The organism is Allobosea sp. LC85 (genome assembly GCF_000735605.1).
Classification (GTDB): Bacteria; Pseudomonadota; Alphaproteobacteria; order Rhizobiales; family Beijerinckiaceae; genus Allobosea.
Genome location: NZ_JPKG01000017.1, coordinates 86,836 through 106,459, shown reverse-complemented (window position 1 = coordinate 106,459; position 19,624 = coordinate 86,836). Strand labels below are relative to the sequence as shown.

Genomic DNA, 19,624 nt, shown 5'->3' with positions numbered 1-19,624 from the left:
CATGACCCTTCAACTCGGCGAAAAGCACTTCTCGTCGGCGCAGCCTGAATCAGCCGTGCGCCGTATCGTCACCTTCCGCGTCGGTGATCGGACTTTCGGCATCGATGTCGGCATGGTTCGCGAAATCAAGGGCTGGCAGGTGACCACGCCACTGCCGCATGCGGCGCCGCATGTGCGCGGTGTGCTCAACCTGCGCGGTGTCATTCTCGCAGTGTACGACCTGCGCACCTCGATCGGCCTCGGCGTTACCGATGCCACGGCAACCCATGTCATCGTCGTCGTCGATGTCGAGGACAAGACCGCCGGCCTGCTGGTCGATTCGGTCTCCGATATCGTCGATGTCCCGGTCAGTGCGGTTCGCCCCGCGCCGGATCTGGAGCGTGACGAACATGGCCTGATCGAAGGCCTCGTGCTGCTCGACACCGAGATCGTCGCCCTGCTCGACCTCGCGGCCGTGATCCGCGAAGGCGGGGCCGAGGCCCCTCTCGCTCGGACGACCCGAGCCGCCTGATCGTCATGGTGGCGCGGCAACGCGCCAGATGACCGAGCCGGGGAAGGCCAACGCGCCAAGAAAGACACGACAAGAACATGGGCAGCTTCGCCGGTTCCCTTTCGAGACTCTCGGTACGGCTGCCGCTGATGTTTCTCGGCGCGGCTTTCGTCTCGGGTGGCGCCATCGGCGCCGCCGCCTATCATGTCGCCTGGGGGCGGCTGAGTGACCTCGCGCAGCTCGGGCTGAGCGCGGCCGATATCGACGGCGCCGTGCGAGCGGCCGTTCCGCAGATGCTGGGGATCAGCGCCGTTTCGCTGGCCGCGATTGCAGCAGTCGGCTGGCTTGCCGCGCGCTCGATCTATCGCCCCATCGTCGAGATGCGCGACGCGGTCGGCCTGCTGGCCCAGGGCGAGAACGCTGCGATCCCCGGCCTCGCCCGTGGCGACGAGATCGGCGACCTCGCCCGCGCCCTGAAGAGCATTCACGAGACCGGGGTCGAAGCTGCACGTATCCGTGCCGCACTCGATGACTGCCGCACCAATGTCATGGTTTGCGATCGGCAGAACCACGTTGTCTATGTCAACAAGTCGCTGCTCAGGTTCTTTGCCGAGGCCCAGGAGGATTTTCGCGCGGCCTTTCCGGGCTGCTCGGCCAAGGACATGCTTGGGCGGGTCATGGATGCTGTCTATGGCGACCCCGTGTTTGGGCGGCATGATCCCGGCGGGGCCCGCGCGATCCGCTACGCGCTCGGCCGGCGCACCATTTCGCTGTCGCTGAGTCCGGTTCTCCATGCCAATGGCGAGCGTCTTGGCACTGCCGTCGAATGGCTGGAACTGACGGATGAACTTGCGGCCGCCAGCGAGGTTGCGGATGTCGTCTCGGCCGCCGTCGAGGGCGATTTTTCCCGTCGTATCCCGCTCGCCGGCAAGCCGGAGGCCTTGGCTCGCATCGCTGAGGGCCTGAATCAGATCAACACGCTGGTCGAGGGTGCGGTCGGCGAATTCTCGAGCGTACTCGGCGGACTGGCCGAGGGCGACCTGAGCCACCGCATGGAGGGAGACTATCGCGGTCGCCTCGCCGAGCTGAAGCGCAGCCTGAATGGGGCACTCGCCCATCTCGGCCAGACGGTATCGACCATCCAACTGACGGCAGGCAACGTTTCGCGAGCTGCGATCGAGATCAATTCCGGCGCAGGCGACCTTGCCAAGCGGACTGAAGCGACAGCCGGCAATCTGGAGGAGACGGCCGCGACGACCGAGGAACTGGCAGCCTCCGTCAAGCAGAGCGCGGCCCGCTCCCGCGAGGCGACCCAATTGGCCGGAGAGGCCATGAGTGTGGCCAATGACGGCAAGATCGTCGTGTCTCAGGCCGTTGGCGCCATCGAACGGATCGAGACGTCCTCCGTTCGCATCTCGGAAATCGTCTCGGTGATCGACGGCATTGCCTTCCAGACCAATCTGCTGGCGCTCAATGCGGCGGTCGAGGCCGCGCGGGCTGGTGATGCCGGCAAGGGGTTTGCCGTCGTGGCCTCCGAGGTACGCGCCCTGGCACAGCGCTCCGCCCAGGCTGCGCGGGATATCAAGGGCCTGATCGCGACCTCCAACGAGCAGGTCGGCGAAGGCGTGCGCTTCGTGCGCAGCACGGGTGAGGTCCTGGAGCGGATCGTCGCCGCTGCGAGCAAGGTTTCAGCGACCGTTGCGGAAATCTCGTCCGCGACCGCCGAGCAGGCCCACGGCATCGAGGAGATGAGCCAGACCGTCGCCCACATGGACGAGATGACCCAGCAGAACTCGGCTTTGGCGGAGCAGAGCGCGTCATCGGCACATGAGCTGATGGCGGAGATCGATATGCTGAAACAGCTCGTTGCCGTCTTCCGCACCGAGGAAGGGTTCGCTGCGCCGCCGTTTCATGCTCCGCAGACCGAGCCAGCCCGACTGCAGCGACTTGCTGCTGCAGCGCTCGTCGAGCAGGCGCGTGTCGCGCCGGCCGTCCGCCGCCCGGAGCCGCGGCGGCCCGAACTGGCGAAGGCTCCGGCAGTACGTCCCGCGCCGCGCCGCATCGCCAATGGGCGCGTCGATGATTGGGCCGAGTTCTAGTTCGATGTTGTCAGGTTCACAGTGATGCTCGCGCCTCAAGGTCTTCCCGAAGCCACGCTGACGCGCGAGGACATGGGCTTCATCTCGAAGCTCGTCTACGAGCATGCCGGCATCGTCATCCGCGAACACAAGGAAGCGATGACGCGCGGTCGCCTTTCCCGACGGGTCAAGGCGCTGGGCATGGGCTCGGTCGCGGAGTACTGCGCCTTCCTGAAGACGCCAGGCGCGCAGGACGAGATCCCGGAGCTGATCAACGCGGTCACCACCAACCACACCGCCTTCTTCCGCGAGCGGCATCATTTCGACCATTTGCGCCGCGACGTGCTGCCGAGGCTGGTTCAGGAACGCGGCGGCCGGCGTGGGCGAATCCGGATCTGGTCCTCGGCCTGCTCCTCCGGCGAGGAGCCCTACAGCATCGCGGCTGTCTCGCGCGATGTGATCGGCTCGCGCAGCGATCTCGATTTCCGCATTCTGGCGACTGATATCGATACGGATATCCTCAACCGGGCGGAAGCCGGCATCTATCCCTCGGAGCTGTTCGAGCGTCTGCCCGCCGATGTCAGGCCGCTGCTCCGGCTGGAAGGGCAGGCCGGGCGAGGCGAGGCGAGGATCAGCGATGACCTGCGCCGGCTGATCGCCTTCAAGCGGCTCAATCTCATCGAAAGCTGGCCGATGCGTGGCCCATTCGATGCCATCTTCTGCCGAAACGTCTTCATCTATTTCGATACCCGGACCAAGGCCACGATCCTCGATCGCTTCGTCGATCTGCTTGCGCCGGGAGGCTTCCTCTATCTCGGCCATTCCGAGTCGCTACCGCAACCTCACCCGCAGCTCAGGCTGATCGGCCGCACGATCTACGAGAGAACCCCATGAGCGTTACGCGGTCCTCTCGACGCTATTTCGATCCCCGTTTCGAGGCGACGATCATCACCGTCGCGCCCGGCGAGCACGAGATCACCTCGGCGAAGGACGAGATCGTCGCGACCGTGCTGGGGTCCTGCATCTCGGTTTGCATGCGCGATCCGCAAGCAGGGGTCGGCGGGCTGAATCATTTCCTGTTGCCGAAGAACAATGGCGGCAACGATGCCAGCGCCGGCGAGCGCTATGGCGACACTGCGATGGAAGTCCTCATCAACGGCCTGCTCAAGCGGGGCGGCAAGCGAAATCACCTCGAAGCCAAGGTCTTTGGCGGGGCACGGGTCCTGTCCGGCGCAACCATGCTTGCCATCGGCGACGGCAACATCGCCTTCGTGCTCGACTTCCTCAACCGGGAAGGCATTCCGATCGTCTCCAAGGACGTCGGCGGAACGCGCTCGCGCCGAATCCACTACCAGCCCTTCACCGGGCGGGCCTGGGTTCAGCATGTGCAGCCGAGCGTGCGCAGCAGCGAGCACGAGCAGGAAGTGGCCTATCTCAACCGACTTAAGACCCAGCCTGTCGCAGGTGATGTCGAGATCTTCTCATGACGCTGAACCAAGCACCATCGGCCAAGCCCGTCTCTGTCCTCGTCGTCGACGATTCCGTCCTGATGCAGAAGCTGATGACGCAGATCATCGACTCCGCCCCCGGATACAAGGTGATCGGGGTCGCCGGCAGCGCGGAGGAGGGCTGGGACGCAATCCAGGAGTTGCGGCCGGACCTGCTGACGCTCGATCTCGAACTGCCGGGGCGGCACGGCCTCAAGTTGCTGGCGCGCGTGCTGAAGCAGGACCCGTTGCCGGTGCTGATCGTCTCAGCTTTCGGCGGGCCGGGCGCCGACAACACGATCCAGGCGCTGGAGCTGGGAGCGATCGATTTCATCGAGAAGCCGGACGGTACGACGCACACGCTCGAAGGCTTCATGAAGCATCTGGTGGCCGCGCTTCATCGCGCTTCGGCCAGTCGAAAGATGCTTGCGGCCGCGCGCGCTCTGGCGCGTGAGGCGGCGCCGGCAAGGCCGGTTCCAGTTCGTGAACCGGTGCGTGTTTCCGCCTCACCCGGTCGCACGTCGCTGATCGCGATCGGTGCCTCGACCGGTGGCGTGCCTGCCGTGCAGGTTGTGATGCGGGACCTTGCCAATTTGCGCATCCCGATGGTCGTGGTTCAACACATGCCCGCCGGCTACACTGCGAAATTCGCGGCACGCCTGGCGGCTGCCACCGGGCTAGACGTCCGCGAAGCTGCTGACGGGGACAAGCTGAAGCCTGGCATGGCGGTCGTCGCGCCAGGCGGCCTGCGCCATCTCGAGATCGAGGAGCGACGTGGCGAACTGGTCTGCGTCCTGAAGGAAGGGCCGCTGGTCAGCGGTCATTCGCCTTCGGTCGATGTCATGTTCCATTCTGTGGCGCGTAGCCTGGGTGCCCATGCGGTAGGCGTCCTGCTGACCGGGATGGGTCGGGACGGGGCTGACGGTTTGTTAGCCATGCGCAAAGCCGGCGCCGAGACGTTAATTCAAAGTGGCGAAACCTGTGTGGTAAACGGGATGCCGAAAGCAGCATTCGAGATCGGGGCCGCTGATCGCGTTGTGGCACTCGACCAGATTGGCGCCGCTATCGGCCACCTGATCGCAGAACGTCCGCATCAGCGCACCGCGTGAGGAGAGCGTGATGAAAGCCAGAAGTGACTACCGGATCCTCGTGGTCGACGACCAGAAGAGCATGCGCGGGCTTGCGACCTATTTCTTGAAACAGATCGAGTTCCAGGACATCGACGAGGCGGAGAACGCCCGCGAAGCGCTGATGAAGATGCAGACCAAGCGCTATGATCTGCTCCTGCTCGACTGGAACATGGACGGGATGAGCGGCATCGATCTGCTGCGGGCGATTCGTTCCGTGCCGGAACTCAACCAGATCAAGATCATCATGGCGACGTCCGAGCGATCGGTCGACAAGATGGATGAGGCGACCAGCAACGGCGCCGACCACTATGTCGTGAAACCCTATGAGCTGCGCGATCTCGAGGTGCGGGTTAAGAAGGTTCTCGCCTGCTGATCCGCATGCGGCTGAAGACCAATCTCACCATTGTGATCCAGCGCCCCTGGCCTTCACGGCTGCGGGGCGCTCTCTTTTGCGCCAATATCTGCGTCGCATCATGAGATTCTGCGGGAGGGAAGGCCATGCCGCTGCTTCGTCGTGACGTTTTGAGCCTGATCGGCGGGTTCGCTGCGAGCCCATCGCTTGCCATGTCGCCCGAGGCGCAGAGCGCGCCCGACGCCTACCAGTTTGCGTTCGACCGGCTTGAGGGTGGTCGCATTCCACTTGCGGCCTATCGCGGCAAACCGATCCTCATCGTCAACACGGCCACCAATTGCGGTTACGCAGGGCAGTTCGCAACGCTCGAGCAGCTTTGGCAACGCTATTCCGGCCGGGGCCTGATCCTGCTGGCGGTGCCGTGCAATGACTTCGGCGGGCAAGAACCGCTGGAAGGCATGGCGATCGCGGAAGCGGCGCGACAGATCTATGGCGCGACTTACCCCTTCGCAGCGAAATCGAGCGTGCGCGGCCCGGACGCCCACCCGTTCTATCGCTGGGCGGCCATCCGGCGGCCGGCCGAGGTTCCGACCTGGAACTTCCATAAATATCTGGTCGGGCGCGATGGCAGCCTCGTTGGAGGCTTCCCCGCGAGCTCGGATCCGGTCGGCTCACAACTGATCCGGGCCATCGGTCAGGAACTGCACGCAGCCTGAACCCGCTTTCAGCTGCGGGCGTAGATGTCCTCAATACGAATGATGTCGTCCTCTCCGGTATAGGAGCCGACCTGTACCTCGATCAGTTCGAGGTCGATCCTGCCGGGATTGCGCAAGCGGTGGACGCAGCCGATCGGCAAGTACACCGATTCATTTTCATGCACGTGGGTGACCTTGGCATCGACCGTAACCTCGGCCGTTCCCGAAACCACGACCCAATGCTCGGCGCGATGAAAGTGCTTCTGCAAGCTGAGCAGCCCGCCCGGTTTGACGTTGATGCGCTTGACCTGGAAGCGCTGGCCGATATCGATGCGCTGATACCAGCCCCACGGCCGGTAGACCCTCAGGTGCTCGCTCGCCTGCGGTCGGCCATCGGCCTTCATCAGCTCGACCAGGTTCTTGACCTTGCCGGCGGCGGCCATCGAGGCGACGAGCACGGCATCGCGTGTGGCAACGACAACGACATCGTCGAGGCCGAGTACCGTCGTCAGCATATCGTCGCTGCGGACATAGATGCCGTGGCTGTCTAGCGCCACCACGTCGCCTTCGAGGACGTTGCGATCGGCGTCCTTTGGTTTGACCTCGTGGATCGAGTCCCAGGCACCAATATCGGACCAGTCGAAGCTTGCCTGCACGACGCCAGCGGCCTGCGTCCGCTCCATCACGGCGTAGTCGATCGAAATCTTGGTTGCCTGGGCGAAGGCCTCCGGATCGAGGCGCAGGAAGTCGAGGTCGCGGGTCGCGCTGGCAATAGCGGCGCGCGCGGCACTCAGCACTTCGGGAACGTGATGCTCCAACTCGTCGCACATCGTCGCTGCGGCGAAGACGAAGTTGCCGCTGTTCCAGAGATACCCTTCTTCGAGATAGCGCGTGGCGCGCTCGAGATCGGGCTTCTCGACGAAACGCTGCAAACGTTTTGCGCGCTCGCCGGGCAGCGGCTCGCCGGGGGCGAGATAGCCATAGGCCGTCGAGGGATGCGTCGGGGGAATGCCGAGCGTCATGATCAGCCCGGATGCGGCGAGTTCGGCCGCGATCGCACAATCGTCGCGGAATGCAGCGGTGGCGTGGACGACGTGATCAGCTGCGAAGGCAGCGCAGATCGCGCCGGCCCTGCGCTGCCCCGCCAAAAGGGAGCCGACTGCAACCGCTGCGGCGGAATCGCGCCGTTCCGGTTCAAGGACGATCTCGCCCTTGACGCCGACCGCGAGCATCTGCTCGGCCGCGATAAAGCGAAAGTCGTTGTTGGTGATGACGATCGGTGCATCGAAGCGCGGATCCTGGAGCCGCTGCAGGGTCGCCTGGAAGGTCGAGATACCGTCTCCGAGCAGCGGAATGAACTGCTTGGGCAAAGTATCGCGCGACAGCGGCCAGAGCCGGGTGCCGGCTCCTCCGGCCATGACGAGCGGAACGATTTTCGGGACTGACATCGGGCGCGCTCTTTTCCGGCAGGTCGTGACCCTGCTCCCTTACAGCAACGTCACTGCCATTGGTTAAACCCGGGCATTGGTTAACCCCGGGGTCGTGAAACGTTCAGGCCTTGGTCTTCTGACCTGGACGGAAAGCGACGATAACGGCCGGGTCGGTTTCCAGATAGGGGCCTTCGATCAGGTCGATGCAGTAGGGTATGGCAGGCATCACGGCGTCGAGGCATTCGGCGATCGCGCGGGGGCGTCCCGGCAGATTGACGATAAGCGAGCGCCCGCGGATGCCGGCAGTCTGGCGCGAGAGTATTGCGGTCGGAACCTTGGTGAGGCTGACCTGGCGCATCAGTTCGCCGAAGCCGGGCATCGGTTTCTCCACAACGTCTTCTGTGGCCTCGGGCGTGACGTCGCGGGGTGCGGGACCGGTGCCCCCGGTCGTGACGATGAGGCAGCAGCCCTCGTGGTCGGAAAGTTCGATCAAGGTGTCGGAAATCGCCTTGCGATCGTCCGGGATGACCCGCGCAACGGCCGTCCAGGGCGAGGCGAGCGTGTTCTTCAGGTAGTCGCGAATGGCGGGGCCGCCCTCATCGGCATAGATGCCGGCCGAGGCCCTGTCGGATACTGTGACGATTCCGATCTTGATATCGCTGGTCATGCCGTCGCACCGTTGCAGGGATGATCGTGGCCGGTATCGGGCAGGCGTAGGGCTCGGTCAATGGAGAGTTCGGTCAATCTTGTCGCGTGCCGCCACCTTCCGAGCCGGATGTCGGCTCAAAGGAAGCGCGCGCGGTTCACGCGGCGGCCAAGGCTGTCATCCAGCCCTGCATTCAGGCGTTCAAACGCTTCGACATGGCAGCGTTGCGGGAGCTGTTTTCAGTTGATGCGCTCGCTTAGATCATCGGACCGGATATTGTATCCGGTCCGGTGATCTAAGCTTTTGTGTTTGCATCGGCTTCCCCGAAAACCGCAATCCACTTTTCGGGCCGATGCACTAGGGTGCTGGCCGCGCCGCGCGATCTTCATCGCTGCTTTGCCGATTGATGCCGATTCCGCAGGCGCCGCAACCACATACGGGCGAGGGCGGCGACCTGTGCCGGCCCCGGTGTGGCGCGGCCGATCGCGATGATCGCATTGGCCATGGTTCTGCGCTCGCCCCAGACATAGGTTCCGGGATCGACGCCGTCGCCAGCGCCGCTGTCGAAGAAGGCCGGTGGCGTTTCCGTGAAATCGGCTTGGAGCATCGCAAGGGTCAGCGCTCGCCCGGGCGAGTGGCGGGCTTGGGTTTCGTCATAGGCGATCTTCAGAAACTGGCGGGCGCTCCCGCTTTCGACGAGCAATCCCATCGCCATCGGCTTGCCATCGAGCAGCAACGTGTCGAGCTGCAGCGCATCCTGTTCGGCGAACAGCTCGACAAGCCGGTGGAAATAGGCCGTGTCGTCCGGCAGGCAGGCGATTGCGGTCGCGACCTCCCCCTTCCAGCCGGCCGCTTCGAGCGCGAGGAATGTCTCGAATGCTTCCCTGGCCGCCAGGCGACGCTTGCGCTGGAAGGACACCACGCCGTTGCGTCCGACCGCCCGGAACTGTTGCATGCGCTTCTTGTAGCCTGAGCCGAGTGCGCGCCGGAGATAGCGCTCGGCATCGTCGCCGGGCCGGGCGACCATCACGGGGCGCTGCCAGGTTTCGAACGTCGCCAGCCCGCTACCGGTGACGCGGCAAGCCTCCTGGAGCGCGCGAAAGCCTGGGCCCTCCATGGGCAGAAGCGGCAGCGCCAGGGTTTTTGGAAGGTCCCGCGATGCGGCGAGGTGGCGCAGCAGGGCGAGCGCGATATCGTCGGCATTATCGCGGTCCAGCACGGGGGCCGACGAAACCTCGTAGAGCGGCACCAGCGGAGCGGCGAGGATTGGGGCAAAGCCGCTGCGCCAGTCGCGCTGCCGCTGCAGCGGCCAGACTCCGACGAGGCTCTCGGAGCCGAGTGCTTCACTGCGCCAGGCCGTCAGGATGACGATGCGCTCGTCCGGAACCAGAACCCGCGCAGCTGCGACCGTGGCTGGCGACATGGCGGGATTAGGCTCGACCGCTCGTTCTGCGAGTTCGGCGAAGGCTGCACCATAGCCGACATAGTCGCCAAGCCGCGTGCGCCTGATGACGATCTCGGCGCTCATCTGACCCTCGTGCGGAGGCGGCAAGCCGGCTCTGAGCAGTGCTGGATCAAGACTGGCCGCCGCCCTGCCTGCCGAGGCGCATTTCACCACGCAATGATAGCACAAAGGCGATGACCTGCGCCGCGGCCCGGTAGAGCTCCTCTGGGATCTGATCGTCGAGCTCGACCGTGGAGAGAGCTTGCGCGAGCACGGCGTTCTGCTCGATGTCGACATCATGCTCGCGGGCGGTCTCGATGATGCGTTGAGCAAGCTCTCCGCGGCCCTTTGCGGTGACGCGCGGCGCGCCATGGCCGTCATACTCGAGTGCGACCGCGAGCGGGTCGGGAGAAGGGGAGGTCATGACAGGCGGTCCAGGAATTGGCCGGCGGTCGCTCGCCTGACTTGCGGCTGGCCGGTATGGATGTCGACAGTGCCGTCCTGAAACTGTGCATTGGCCAGCGCAGCCTGGAGGTCAGGCGCGGCGCCGCGCAGGAACTGGCTCGTTCCCTCGCGCTCGGCCCAGAGCGAGACGCTGACCGCGCGTCCCTGAAGCGTTACGACACCTTGCAGCGGACCCATCGGCTCGGCGTCGAGCGCAAAGCGCACGCGCCAGAGCGGCGCTTCGACGCCGGACGGGCCACGGCGTGGCGGGTCCCTCTCGATATGCAGCGGCAGGATCGCGGTGCCCGCATGGAATGCGAGGGGGATTTCCGTTACCCAGCGTTGGCCTTGTGCTGCCTCCGGACGGCTAGGCTCTGGCGGCAGCGATGCGAACTGGGCGAGCTTGACGCGGTCGAGCGCGGCTTCGGTCTGGTCGAGCAGGGTTCGTGCGATGACGAGCGGTTTCTCTCCGGCCGAGAGGCTGGGTTCGGCAATCGTTTGAGGGGTGAGCGCGCCGTCGCGTCGTGGCGGGGACGGGCGGATATGCGCTTCCGGCTCGTTCGCTGCCTGCTCTGCTGTCCTCGGTTCTGCTCCCGAGGGGTTGAGCATCGGAGCGGCGGTGTCCGGGGCGATAAGCGGGCGCAGCATGTCGCTGAGCGCGCGTAGCCCGGCCTTCAGGTCGCCGTGAGGAGAGAGGCCGGGTGCGCCTGCTTCCCGGCGGTCGTTTGCGCGCGAAGGCAGCCTTGCCTCCTGCGCATCCAGGAAAAGCCCGGAGCGCGCGACGGCCTGCTTCAAGCCCTGGCCGGTTACGGGTCTGCGCTCGACCGGCATGGCCTGGGCCAGGATCTGGTCGATGAGGCCCATCAAGGGCTTGGGCAGGACGAGGGAGACCGTACCGTTGGCAAGCGCCTGCAGATTGGCGAAGAGCGGCGCCAGACTGTCCTGGCGAGTGAGGGCCTCGCCCATTAGCGGGCCCGCAAGTGCGCGTGGCGAGGGGGCCGCCTCGGATTGCAGCAATTGGCCCGATGCAGGGGACGCCGCAGCGGTAGCGGGGACTGGCGAAGGTGCTGAAGAACTGAGGCCGGGAAGGCGCGGCGACGAAAGGAGCACGCCAGGGCCGGCGGCCTCCGGAGCCGACGGCTTGGCGCGACCGGTCTCCAGCGCAAGTGATGTGAGCGCTGGATCGCGTCGCGGACCGTCGACGGGCACCAGCTGCGCGGGAGGAGTGAGAGCTTCGCCAGGGGGGCGAGCCGCAAGCAGCGTTGCCCGCAACCCCGTTCCACCGTCTTCCGGAGCCTCAATCTTGAGTGTGAGCGTTGTGCCGGGCTGCAGCGCGGCCTGTCGGGCTTCCGGGCCGGCGAGAACGAGGTCGATCTTCACGCCATCGATCAGTGCAGTCGCGGTACCGTCCTTGCCCAGGGAGAGCAGGCGCGCTTCGACCGTCTTGCCGGGCTCGAGGCCGGCATCCGGGGCCAAGGCTGCAAGCAAGGTGGCGAGGGTCTGGCTCTGGACGAGAGCGGCGAGATTCATTGGGGAGCGACCATTGACTGACTGGCGCAGTTTCCCATGAAATCTTAAGGAATCTCTTGCCCTTGCAGGGCATCTCTGCATGCCGCGCTCTGGTGTGGGCGCTGGCAATGGCGCAGGTTTGCGCGCCCATGCATCAAGGACAACGCAGATGGATTATCGTCGGCTCGGCCGTTCCGGCCTGAAGGTATCGCCGCTATGCCTGGGAACGATGATGTTCGGAGGCGCGACGGAGGAAGGCGATGCGCGGGTCATCGTCGATCACGCGCGCGCGGCCGGGATCAATTTCATCGACACGGCCGACGTCTATAACGAAGGCCGCTCCGAAGAGGTGACCGGGCGAGCCATCGCCGCGAACCGGCATGAATGGGTGCTGGCCACCAAAGTCGCGAGCGTCATGGGGCCTGGGCCCTATCAGAGTGGCCTCTCCCGGAAATGGGTGATGCAGGCCTGCGAGGACAGTCTTCGGCGGCTCGGGACGGATTTCATCGATATCTACTATCTCCACAAGGAAGATCACACCGTGCCGCTCGGCGAAACGGTGCGTGCCCTCGGTGATCTCGTGCGGCAGGGCAAGATCCGGCATTTCGGCGTTTCGAACTACCGCTCCTGGCGGGTCGCCGAAATCTGCCGGCTCTGCGATGAATTCGGCATCGATCGGCCCGTGGTCAGCCAGCCCTACTACAACGCGATGAATCGCATGCCCGAGGTCGAGCATTTGCCGGCCTGCGACTTCTATGGCCTGGGTGTCGCGTCCTATTCGCCTCTTGCCCGCGGTGTGCTGACCGCGAAATACGAACCGGGTCAGGCACCTCCGGAGGGCACGCGGGCCGGCCGCGCCGACAAGCGGATCATGCAGACCGAATGGCGCGAGGAATCGCTGATCATCGCCCGCGCGATCCGCGACCATGCGGCCGGGAAGGGGCTCACCCCCGTTCAGTTCGCGGTGCGCTGGGTGCTGAACAACGCGCTGGTGACGGCGGCGATCGCCGGTCCGCGCACCCTTGAACAATGGCAGGCTTATCTCGCGGCGCTCGATGCCGGCTTCGATGCCGAGGACGAGGCGGTTGTCGATCAACTCGTACCCGCCGGCCACCCCTCGACGCCGGGCTACAGCGATCCGGCCTATCCGCTGGAGGGCAGGATCACGCGTACGGCCTGAGGCCAGCCTCATTGGCGCGGAGCTTGCTCTTTCCGAATGGGCTGCGCCATTAGACCATGCTGCGAAAAAGTGGCAACGGTTTTTCGAACTAAGCATGCTCTAAACTATTAGAGTCGATCACGTTTTCTGTGTTTGGACGATTTCGTCCAAACACAGTGTGATCTAGGCACCTGCGAGTGCCGCAGCCGGGCCCGCTCCCGGCGGGAGCAGGAGGGCGCATGGCGGTCGAAGGCCTTACCGGTGATCTCGTCAAGGTCGTGGCGCTCCTGGGGGCGGGCGTCGTCGCGGTGCCGATCTTTCGCCGTCTCGGTCTTGGTTCCGTGCTCGGTTACTTCACCGCCGGTGTCGCCATCGGGCCGTCGGGACTGGGTCTCTTCGCCAATCCGGAGGCTGTGCTCCACGTCGCCGAGTTCGGTGTCGTCATGTTCCTGTTCATCATCGGCCTGGAGATGCAGCCCTCCCGGCTCTGGAAGCTGAAGGGTGAGATCTTTGGGCTCGGTGCTGCGCAGGTCTGCTTGTGCGGGGCACTGCTGACAGGTGTCGGCCTGCTCGCAGGCCTGAGCCCTCCCGCTGCCTTCGTTGCCGGAATGGGCTTCGTCCTGTCCTCGACCGCCGTCGTCATGCAGATGCTGAACGAGCGCGGCGAGACCTCGACACTGCATGGGCAGCAGGCCGTGTCGATCCTTTTGCTCGAGGACCTCGCGATCGTGCCGCTGCTGGCCATCGTGGCGCTCCTTGCGCCGGCAAAGCCGGGTGATACCGGCGACTTGCTCCCGCTTCTGATTGCCGTCGGTTCGGTCGTTGGCCTCGTGGCGGCGGGCCGCTGGTTGCTCAACCCGATGTTCCGGCTGCTTGCGGCTGCGCAAGCCCGCGAAGTCATGACGGCGGCTGCCCTGCTGGTCGTGCTCGGGGCAGCGCTGGCCATGCAGCTGGGTGGTCTTTCCATGGCGATGGGCGCCTTTCTCGCCGGCGTGTTGTTGTCGGAGTCGAGTTTCCGACACCAGCTCGAAGCCGATATCGAGCCGTTCCGCGGGATCCTGCTCGGCCTGTTCTTCCTTGCCGTCGGCATGTCGCTCGAACTCGACCTGATTGCGCGCGAATGGCGTCTGGTCGCACTCGCCGTCGTGGCGTTCATGGCGGTCAAGGCCAGCGGAATCTTCATCGTGGCGAAGCTGTTCGGCTCCAGGTCCCGCGACGCCATCACCCGGGTGGCGCTGTTCTCGCAGGGCGGTGAGTTTGCCTTCGTGCTCTACGCTGCTGCGGCAGCAGCGGGCATCTTCGATGCGGAGGTCAACGCGGTGGCCAGCGCCACGGTCATCCTGTCGATGGCGCTTACGCCGCTGCTCGTGCTGGCTCTCGATCGCTTCCTGCCGCCGGAGCAGACCTCCTTGGACGGCGTCGAGCTTGCTTCCGGCCTGCATGGCAGCGCCCTGATGATCGGCTTTGGGCGTTTTGGACAGGTTGCGAGCCAGACCTTGCTCGCGCGTGGCTGTAGCGTCTCGATCATCGAGGTCGATGTCGAACTGATCCGCGCAGCGTCGAATTTCGGCTTCAAGGTCTATTACGGCGACGGCACGCGGCGCGAGATCCTGCATGCCGCCGGTGCCGAGAGGGCGCAGGTGATCCTGGTCTGTGTCGATAATCGCGTGACTGCCGACAGGATCGTCGCCATGGCGCAAGCCGAATTCCCGCACGCGAAACTGTTCGTGCGGGCTTATGATCGCGGCCACGCGATGGACCTGATCCGCACCAATGTCGAGTATCAGATTCGTGAGACCTTTGAATCTGCCATGCTTTTTGGCGCAGCCGCACTGCGCAGCATGGGGGTGTCGGAGGACGAGGTCGCGGAGATCGCCGAGGATGTGCGCCGTCGCGATGATGAACGGCTGGACCTGCAGGTGGCGAGCGATATCTATGCGGGCAACAATCTGCTTCACGGCAATACACCGATCCCGACCCCGCTGACCGCGCCGAAGGCGCCCGGCAAGATTCTGGGTTCCGCCCCGGACGATTATGGCGACGTCGGCGGCCCGTGAGTTAGATCACCGGACCGGATATCGTATCCTGTCCGATGATCTAATCTTCTGTGTTGCATCGGTTTCCCCGAAAATCGCAATCCACTTTTCGGGGCCGATGCTTTAGCCGGCCGTCAACTGCTCCCAGCCGGCCATCGCGCCGCGAACAACCGCTTCCAGTTGCTGGCGGGAGGCACCGTCGCGCGCCTGGATCGACATGCCCTGCTGAACGGTGACGTAATAGCTCGCGATGGCCTCGGCATCGATTCCGGGCGGGATCTCGCCGGCGTCGACCGCCGCGCGCAGTCGCGTGGCGAGGGCCGCGACGCTTCCGGCGCGCAGATCACGCAGCTTGGTCGCCGTCTCGTCGCTGACGCCAACCGCATTCACCGCGGAGAGCACGATCATGCAGCCGGGCGGACGCCCCGGCCGCGTGAATACCGCGGCGCTCGCAGCCAGGAAGGCAGAGACCGCCTCGCGGGCGGTCGGCGCCGATGTCAACGGGCCGGCGATCTCATCGCTTTCACTGGCCTCAAAGAAATCGATGGCCTCGCAATAGAGTTCCTCCTTGCTGCCGAAGGCGGCATAGAGGCTCGGCGAGCCAATGCCCATCGCTCCCGTCAGATCGCTGAGGGAGGTGGCCTGATAGCCCTTCGCCCAGAAGACCATCATCGCCTTCTTCAGGGCGTCGGATCGATCGAAGGCACGGGGGCGGCCGCGTTCCGTCATCATCATTCCTTTTCTGTGCCGACCGGTAGATAATTGCCTTGACGGCGGGAGGCAAGCATTCCAATTATTTCTGTATCGATCATTCTAAAAATGGATTTGCCCGATGTCACGCTTCACTGGAAAGAAGGCCCTGGTCACGGGCGGCAGCCGCGGCATCGGTGCCGCTATCGCCCTGCGGTTGGCTCGGGAGGGCGCCGATGTGGCGATCACCTATGAGCACTCAGCAGACAAGGCAGGCGAGGTGGTCCGCGCCATCGAGGCCCTTGGCCGCAAGGGTTTTGCAATCGCCGCCGACAGCGCTGACCCGGCTGCGGTGAAGGGGGCGGTCGACAAGGCCGCGGCCTCACTGGGCGGGCTCGATATCCTGGTCAACAATGCCGGCATCTGGCGCGGAGGAGCGGTTGCCGAGTGGAGTCTCGCCGATATCGACGCGACGCTTGCGGTCAATGTTCGCGCTGTCGTGCTCGCCTCGCAGGCGGCTGCGGCCCATCTCGGCGAAGGCGGACGCATCATCTCGACGGGGTCCTGCCTTGCCGATCGCGTGGTGGAAGAGGGCGCAACGCTCTATGCGATGAGCAAGGCGGCGTTGATCGGCTTCACCAAGGGGCTCGCCCGCGACCTCGGCCCGCGCGGCATCACGGTCAATATCGTGCATCCCGGCTCGACCGACACCGACATGAATCCGGCGATTGGCCCCCAGGCCGATGCGCAGCGCGCCCGCATGGCGATCCCGCGCTACGGCAAGCCAGAGGATATCGCGGGGCTGGTGGCCTATCTGGCGAGCGAGGAAGCGCGCTTCGTCACCGGAGCGGGCTTTGCAATCGATGGCGGCGCCAACACCTGACTGGAGGCGGACCCGGCACCTCAGTTCAGCATGCAGAAGCCGCCGACCACCACTTCGCTGCGGCACCAGACCCTTGGCTCCTCGGCGGTGCTGAGCCGCAGCATCGCCGGGGCTGCGGCGTTGGCGGTCGGGAAGGGAGCGCGCGGCAGGGCGTCGCCCTTGGCCGCTTCCTGCTGTGAGGATCGGCCGATCCGGGGCGTGACGACGAGGGAGCTCCCGCTTCCACCGCCGGAACTGGCCTCGGAACTTCCATGCGATGAACGGCTTCCGCCGCGGAATTTCGCGGCTTCGGCGCCCGCCGGCAGCAACACGGTGGCAATGACGGCAATCGCGAGAACCCGGATCATGCTGCACTCCCATGAGACAGGAACAGATTGCCGCCGCGGCATGGGAGTGCAAGCAAAGCCTCTCGCCACGCTGAGCGAGGGGTTAAGACGCAGCTGAAAACCGGAGAGGGAGGTCAGTTTTCCGGCAAAACGATGATCGTCGGCCTGGCGGGCAGCGTAGCCTTGCTGATCGTGATCTCCGCCCCTGTCCGGCGCTCGACTGGCCAGAGATCCTGGGAGCGCGCGAGGAAACGGCTGAGGCTCGAGCCGCCGAAGAAATGCATCGGGATCATCAGCTTGGCCTGCACCGATTTCAGCACCTCGATCATGCCTTCCTGATCGAGCGTATAGCTGCCATCGACCGGGAAGAGCACGACGTCGACACGGCCGAGCGCGCGCAGATGGCCAGGTTCGAGCGGGTGGTGCAGATGCCCGAGATGGGCAATGCAGAGATCGCCGATCTCGAAGACGAACATCGAGTTTCCGTCGAAATCGGTCGAGCCCGAATAGGAGCGGATATTGGTCGGCACATTGCGCACCCGCATGTCGCCGAGCGTGAGGTCGTGCTTCGCGGCGCCTTTGCCGGTCGGGTCCCAGCCGGGCAGGACCTGCTTGATGGCGGGATCGGGACTTCGCGAGTTGTGGGTCGAATGCGCCTTGTTCATCGTCGCGATGTCCGGCGTTTCGCGCGGTCGGATGTAGTCGTTGTAGTCGGTCGCGGCCTTCACGCCGCCGGGCGTCTCGATCAGGAAGGTGGCGTGGCCGACGAAGGTCAGCCGGACCTCGTCCTTGGCGAGCGCCGCGCGCTGGATCGGCAGGCGCTGGCTTGCCATCTCCGGGCGGCAGCCAGGCTCGTCGGCCTGGGCTCGCGCCGGCGTCAGGCAGGCGAGCGTCGCGAGCAACCCGAAGACGGTTCGGCCTAGCGTCGTCGACAGTCTCATGAACTTCGCTCCCGCTGCGTTCCCACAGTCAAGGTTTAGGCAAAAACCCGGCTTGTGAAAGCCGGGTTGTCAGCTTCGTGACAATCGTCCGGGAGCCGCCGGCCGTTCGCCATTATGCCGTTGGATTGCTGCAACGTCGGAACGGAGCTGTCCGAAGCGGAGCCCGCACCTCATAGCGGCGGGAGGCGCCGCTTCACCGGTTGGCTTTTCACGATGGCCGAACTGGTCTCGGCCTTGTCCGCGATCCGGTCGAGGATCTGGTCGAGTTGCTCGATGGAGCGCAGATGCAGCCGGCCGATGAAGCAGTCATCGCCGGTGACCTTGTCGCATTCCGAGAATTCCGGAATCTCCTCGATCAGCTGCTGGACCGCATGCAGCTTGCCGGGGAGGGGGCGGATCCGGACGATCGCCTGCAACTGATAACCGATCGCGTGGGGATCGATGTCGACGGTGAAGGCGCGGATCACGCCGCGCTCCTCCAGCCGCCGCAGCCGCTCGGAGACGCTGGGCGAGGAGAGGTTCACGCGCTGGGCCAGCTCCTTCAGGGAGATGCGGGCGTCCCCGGCCAGAATGTCGATGATGTTTCGATCAAGCTCGTCGATCATGTTGTTATCAGGCCATTTGCGGGTTCGTCCTTACAATGTAAGGTATTTTCTCTGATCTGTCTCTGCCTGTCCATAGAAACCCGGATTCTGTCCTCCTATCATCCGGTTTCATACTTGGGTGGAGGTTATCATGTTGGACCATAGGCGCGGCGTGGCCGAGATGACGGCTGCCATGACGATCTCGGGCACGATCGGCTGGTTCGTGGTTCGCTCCGGCCAGCCGGTGATGGATGTGGTGTTCTGGCGCTGCGTTTTCGGTGCTGCGACCTTGCTGATCGTCTGCGGAGCCTTGGGGCTGCTTCGGCGCGACGCGCTCACCGGCCGCCAGCTTGCGCTCGCCGCCATAGGCGGCGTCGCCGTCGTCCTGAACTGGCTGCTGCTGTTCTCTGCCTATTCGCGCGCCTCGATCTCGGTCGCGACGGTGGTCTACAACACCCAGCCTTTCATGCTCGTCGGGCTCGGCGCGCTGTTGTTTGCCGAGCGGTTGACTGTCACGAAGCTGTTCTGGCTCGCGATCTCCTTCACCGGCATGGTGCTGATCGTGCAGGCCAAGCCGGGCGCGGGGGCGGTCGGGACCGACTATCTCACGGGCATCGCGATGGCGCTCGGCGCAGCCTTCTTCTACGCGCTGGCCGCTATCGTCGCGAAGGCGCTGAAGGGCGTTGCACCCTATCTGATCGTGCTGGTCCAGGTTCTGGTCGGGATCGCGATGCTCTCCCCCTTCGCCAGCCTGGCGCAGCTGCCGACCGGCGCGGAGACCTGGGCGCTGCTTGGCACGCTCGGTATCGTTCATACCGGGCTGATGTTCGTGCTGCTCTATATGGCGATCCAGCGGCTGCCCACGACACTGACCGGCGCGCTGTCCTTCATCTATCCGATCGTCGCGATCATCGTCGATCTCACGGCCTTCGGCCACCAGCCGCAGCTTCTCCAGATCGTCGGGGCCGCTGCGATCCTGGTCGCCGCGGCGGGAATGACGCTTGGCTGGGTGCCGTGGCGGCGGCCTGATGCCGCGACGATCGCAAGGCTTCCGGCCGAATAGGCGCAGCGATCGCGTTCATGCGCCGGCGAGCGCATGGGCTGCCGCACGGAGCGTCTGCCCGGCGGCCAAAACCCAAAACGGGGCGCGAAGGCTACGCCTCGCCTGGCCCGTGCATATCTGGCCGGTACACAGTCAGCCGTTGCGGCAGCATATCGGCGGGGCGGGCCGCATGGCGACGGCGAAGGCGATGGCCGCTGTCGGGCGGGACCTGGCGGCCGCGACCATCCCTATCTGACG

Annotated in this window: 20 protein-coding genes; 11 read left to right on the top strand and 9 right to left on the bottom strand. The window is 65.1% G+C overall.

The annotated features are described in order from the left end of the window. The first annotated feature begins 1 nt into the window (after position 1). The 7 genes from FG93_RS07670 (at position 2) to FG93_RS07640 (ending at position 6,253) form a co-directional block, all read left to right on the top strand. On the top strand, positions 2–511 hold the full coding sequence (locus tag FG93_RS07670) for a chemotaxis protein CheW (protein WP_052513505.1): 510 nt from the start codon (positions 2–4) through the stop codon (positions 509–511). A gap of 77 nt (positions 512–588) precedes the next feature. Then, a complete protein-coding gene (locus tag FG93_RS07665; RefSeq protein WP_081881372.1) occupies positions 589–2,589 on the top strand; it encodes a methyl-accepting chemotaxis protein in 2,001 nt (666 codons plus the stop codon). Between the two features lie 24 nt (positions 2,590–2,613). Further along, complete coding sequence (locus tag FG93_RS07660) at positions 2,614–3,462, top strand: protein-glutamate O-methyltransferase CheR (RefSeq protein ID WP_052513476.1); 849 nt, start codon at positions 2,614–2,616, stop codon at positions 3,460–3,462. Beyond that, a complete protein-coding gene (locus FG93_RS07655) occupies positions 3,459–4,055 on the top strand; it encodes a hypothetical protein (RefSeq protein WP_043233417.1) in 597 nt (198 codons plus the stop codon). Before FG93_RS07660 ends, FG93_RS07655 begins: the two co-directional genes overlap by 4 nt. After that, positions 4,052–5,164 (top strand): chemotaxis-specific protein-glutamate methyltransferase CheB, encoded by a 1,113-nt coding sequence (gene cheB / locus FG93_RS07650; RefSeq protein WP_043233414.1) that lies wholly within the window; start codon positions 4,052–4,054, stop codon positions 5,162–5,164. The genes FG93_RS07655 and cheB overlap by 4 nt, the downstream gene beginning before the upstream one ends. Before the next feature lie 10 nt (positions 5,165–5,174). Then, complete coding sequence (locus tag FG93_RS07645) at positions 5,175–5,558, top strand: response regulator (RefSeq protein ID WP_043233413.1); 384 nt, start codon at positions 5,175–5,177, stop codon at positions 5,556–5,558. A 125-nt stretch (positions 5,559–5,683) separates the two neighbouring features. Next, the gene (locus FG93_RS07640) at positions 5,684–6,253 is read left to right on the top strand and encodes a glutathione peroxidase (RefSeq protein ID WP_043233410.1); all 570 of its coding nucleotides are present in this window, start codon (positions 5,684–5,686) and stop codon (positions 6,251–6,253) included. Between the two features lie 8 nt (positions 6,254–6,261). On the opposite strand, the gene FG93_RS07635 is transcribed toward FG93_RS07640, so the two are convergent. The 5 genes from FG93_RS07635 to FG93_RS07615 all read right to left on the bottom strand — a co-directional run bounded on the left by FG93_RS07635 (position 6,262) and on the right by FG93_RS07615 (position 11,726). Next, on the bottom strand, positions 6,262–7,680 hold the full coding sequence (locus tag FG93_RS07635; RefSeq protein WP_043233409.1) for a mannose-1-phosphate guanylyltransferase/mannose-6-phosphate isomerase: 1,419 nt from the start codon (positions 7,678–7,680) through the stop codon (positions 6,262–6,264). A gap of 103 nt (positions 7,681–7,783) precedes the next feature. Beyond that, the gene (gene mog, locus FG93_RS07630) at positions 7,784–8,329 is read right to left on the bottom strand and encodes a molybdopterin adenylyltransferase (RefSeq protein ID WP_043233407.1); all 546 of its coding nucleotides are present in this window, start codon (positions 8,327–8,329) and stop codon (positions 7,784–7,786) included. 364 nt (positions 8,330–8,693) lie between these two features. After that, the gene (locus FG93_RS07625) at positions 8,694–9,836 is read right to left on the bottom strand and encodes a GNAT family N-acetyltransferase (protein WP_043233405.1); all 1,143 of its coding nucleotides are present in this window, start codon (positions 9,834–9,836) and stop codon (positions 8,694–8,696) included. A gap of 46 nt (positions 9,837–9,882) precedes the next feature. Next, positions 9,883–10,176 carry an EscU/YscU/HrcU family type III secretion system export apparatus switch protein gene (locus FG93_RS07620; RefSeq protein WP_043233404.1) on the bottom strand — a complete coding sequence of 98 codons (294 nt, stop codon included), beginning with the start codon at positions 10,174–10,176 and terminating at the stop codon, positions 9,883–9,885. Continuing rightward, positions 10,173–11,726, bottom strand: a complete 1,554-nt coding sequence (locus tag FG93_RS07615) for a flagellar hook-length control protein FliK (RefSeq protein WP_043233402.1) — start codon at positions 11,724–11,726, stop codon at positions 10,173–10,175. Before FG93_RS07615 ends, FG93_RS07620 begins: the two co-directional genes overlap by 4 nt. A gap of 148 nt (positions 11,727–11,874) precedes the next feature. Between FG93_RS07615 and FG93_RS07610 the strand changes: the two genes are divergently transcribed. Together FG93_RS07610 and FG93_RS07605 are read left to right on the top strand one after the other, a co-directional pair. Continuing rightward, entirely contained in the window at positions 11,875–12,885 is a 1,011-nt protein-coding gene (locus FG93_RS07610; RefSeq protein ID WP_043233401.1) for an aldo/keto reductase, read from the top strand. 218 nt (positions 12,886–13,103) lie between these two features. Next, positions 13,104–14,921: a monovalent cation:proton antiporter-2 (CPA2) family protein gene (locus tag FG93_RS07605; protein ID WP_052513475.1), complete on the top strand. Its 1,818-nt coding sequence runs from the start codon at positions 13,104–13,106 to the stop codon at positions 14,919–14,921. A gap of 102 nt (positions 14,922–15,023) precedes the next feature. On the opposite strand, the gene FG93_RS07600 is transcribed toward FG93_RS07605, so the two are convergent. After that, positions 15,024–15,632, bottom strand: coding sequence for a TetR/AcrR family transcriptional regulator (locus tag FG93_RS07600; RefSeq protein ID WP_348270470.1), 609 nt, complete (start codon positions 15,630–15,632; stop codon positions 15,024–15,026). 100 nt (positions 15,633–15,732) lie between these two features. Between FG93_RS07600 and FG93_RS07595 the strand changes: the two genes are divergently transcribed. Continuing rightward, positions 15,733–16,473 carry a 3-oxoacyl-ACP reductase family protein gene (locus tag FG93_RS07595; protein ID WP_043233400.1) on the top strand — a complete coding sequence of 247 codons (741 nt, stop codon included), beginning with the start codon at positions 15,733–15,735 and terminating at the stop codon, positions 16,471–16,473. A 20-nt stretch (positions 16,474–16,493) separates the two neighbouring features. Here FG93_RS07595 and FG93_RS07590 read toward each other — a convergent pair whose 3' ends face one another. The 3 genes from FG93_RS07590 to FG93_RS07580 all read right to left on the bottom strand — a co-directional run bounded on the left by FG93_RS07590 (position 16,494) and on the right by FG93_RS07580 (position 18,345). Beyond that, complete coding sequence (locus FG93_RS07590; protein ID WP_043233398.1) at positions 16,494–16,820, bottom strand: hypothetical protein; 327 nt, start codon at positions 16,818–16,820, stop codon at positions 16,494–16,496. 113 nt (positions 16,821–16,933) lie between these two features. Then, positions 16,934–17,740, bottom strand: a complete 807-nt coding sequence (locus FG93_RS07585; RefSeq protein WP_043233396.1) for an MBL fold metallo-hydrolase — start codon at positions 17,738–17,740, stop codon at positions 16,934–16,936. Between the two features lie 170 nt (positions 17,741–17,910). Continuing rightward, positions 17,911–18,345: an Lrp/AsnC family transcriptional regulator gene (locus FG93_RS07580; RefSeq protein WP_043233394.1), complete on the bottom strand. Its 435-nt coding sequence runs from the start codon at positions 18,343–18,345 to the stop codon at positions 17,911–17,913. Positions 18,346–18,475: 130 nt separating this feature from the next. Here FG93_RS07580 and FG93_RS07575 point away from each other — a divergent pair, with 130 nt between their 5' ends. Further along, positions 18,476–19,387, top strand: coding sequence for a DMT family transporter (locus FG93_RS07575; RefSeq protein WP_043233392.1), 912 nt, complete (start codon positions 18,476–18,478; stop codon positions 19,385–19,387). Positions 19,388–19,624: the final 237 nt, after the last annotated feature.

Bases quoted from the DNA above. Each gene is read 5' to 3' on its own strand.
- FG93_RS07670 (WP_052513505.1), top strand. From the start codon at position 2: ATGACCCTTCAACTCGGCGAAAAGCACTTCTCGTCGGCGCAGCCTGAA.
- mog (WP_043233407.1), bottom strand. From the start codon at position 8,329: ATGACCAGCGATATCAAGATCGGAATCGTCACAGTATCCGACAGGGCC.
- FG93_RS07595 (WP_043233400.1), top strand. From the start codon at position 15,733: ATGTCACGCTTCACTGGAAAGAAGGCCCTGGTCACGGGCGGCAGCCGC.
- FG93_RS07620 (WP_043233404.1), bottom strand. From the start codon at position 10,176: ATGACCTCCCCTTCTCCCGACCCGCTCGCGGTCGCACTCGAGTATGAC.
- FG93_RS07625 (WP_043233405.1), bottom strand. From the start codon at position 9,836: ATGAGCGCCGAGATCGTCATCAGGCGCACGCGGCTTGGCGACTATGTC.
- cheB (WP_043233414.1), top strand. From the start codon at position 4,052: ATGACGCTGAACCAAGCACCATCGGCCAAGCCCGTCTCTGTCCTCGTC.
- FG93_RS07575 (WP_043233392.1), top strand. From the start codon at position 18,476: ATGTTGGACCATAGGCGCGGCGTGGCCGAGATGACGGCTGCCATGACG.
- FG93_RS07600 (WP_348270470.1), bottom strand. From the start codon at position 15,632: ATGATGACGGAACGCGGCCGCCCCCGTGCCTTCGATCGATCCGACGCC.
- FG93_RS07585 (WP_043233396.1), bottom strand. From the start codon at position 17,740: ATGAGACTGTCGACGACGCTAGGCCGAACCGTCTTCGGGTTGCTCGCG.
- FG93_RS07590 (WP_043233398.1), bottom strand. From the start codon at position 16,820: ATGATCCGGGTTCTCGCGATTGCCGTCATTGCCACCGTGTTGCTGCCG.
- FG93_RS07645 (WP_043233413.1), top strand. From the start codon at position 5,175: ATGAAAGCCAGAAGTGACTACCGGATCCTCGTGGTCGACGACCAGAAG.
- FG93_RS07660 (WP_052513476.1), top strand. From the start codon at position 2,614: ATGCTCGCGCCTCAAGGTCTTCCCGAAGCCACGCTGACGCGCGAGGAC.
- FG93_RS07635 (WP_043233409.1), bottom strand. From the start codon at position 7,680: ATGTCAGTCCCGAAAATCGTTCCGCTCGTCATGGCCGGAGGAGCCGGC.
- FG93_RS07580 (WP_043233394.1), bottom strand. From the start codon at position 18,345: ATGATCGACGAGCTTGATCGAAACATCATCGACATTCTGGCCGGGGAC.
- FG93_RS07655 (WP_043233417.1), top strand. From the start codon at position 3,459: ATGAGCGTTACGCGGTCCTCTCGACGCTATTTCGATCCCCGTTTCGAG.
- FG93_RS07610 (WP_043233401.1), top strand. From the start codon at position 11,875: ATGGATTATCGTCGGCTCGGCCGTTCCGGCCTGAAGGTATCGCCGCTA.
- FG93_RS07665 (WP_081881372.1), top strand. From the start codon at position 589: ATGGGCAGCTTCGCCGGTTCCCTTTCGAGACTCTCGGTACGGCTGCCG.
- FG93_RS07605 (WP_052513475.1), top strand. From the start codon at position 13,104: ATGGCGGTCGAAGGCCTTACCGGTGATCTCGTCAAGGTCGTGGCGCTC.
- FG93_RS07640 (WP_043233410.1), top strand. From the start codon at position 5,684: ATGCCGCTGCTTCGTCGTGACGTTTTGAGCCTGATCGGCGGGTTCGCT.
- FG93_RS07615 (WP_043233402.1), bottom strand. From the start codon at position 11,726: ATGAATCTCGCCGCTCTCGTCCAGAGCCAGACCCTCGCCACCTTGCTT.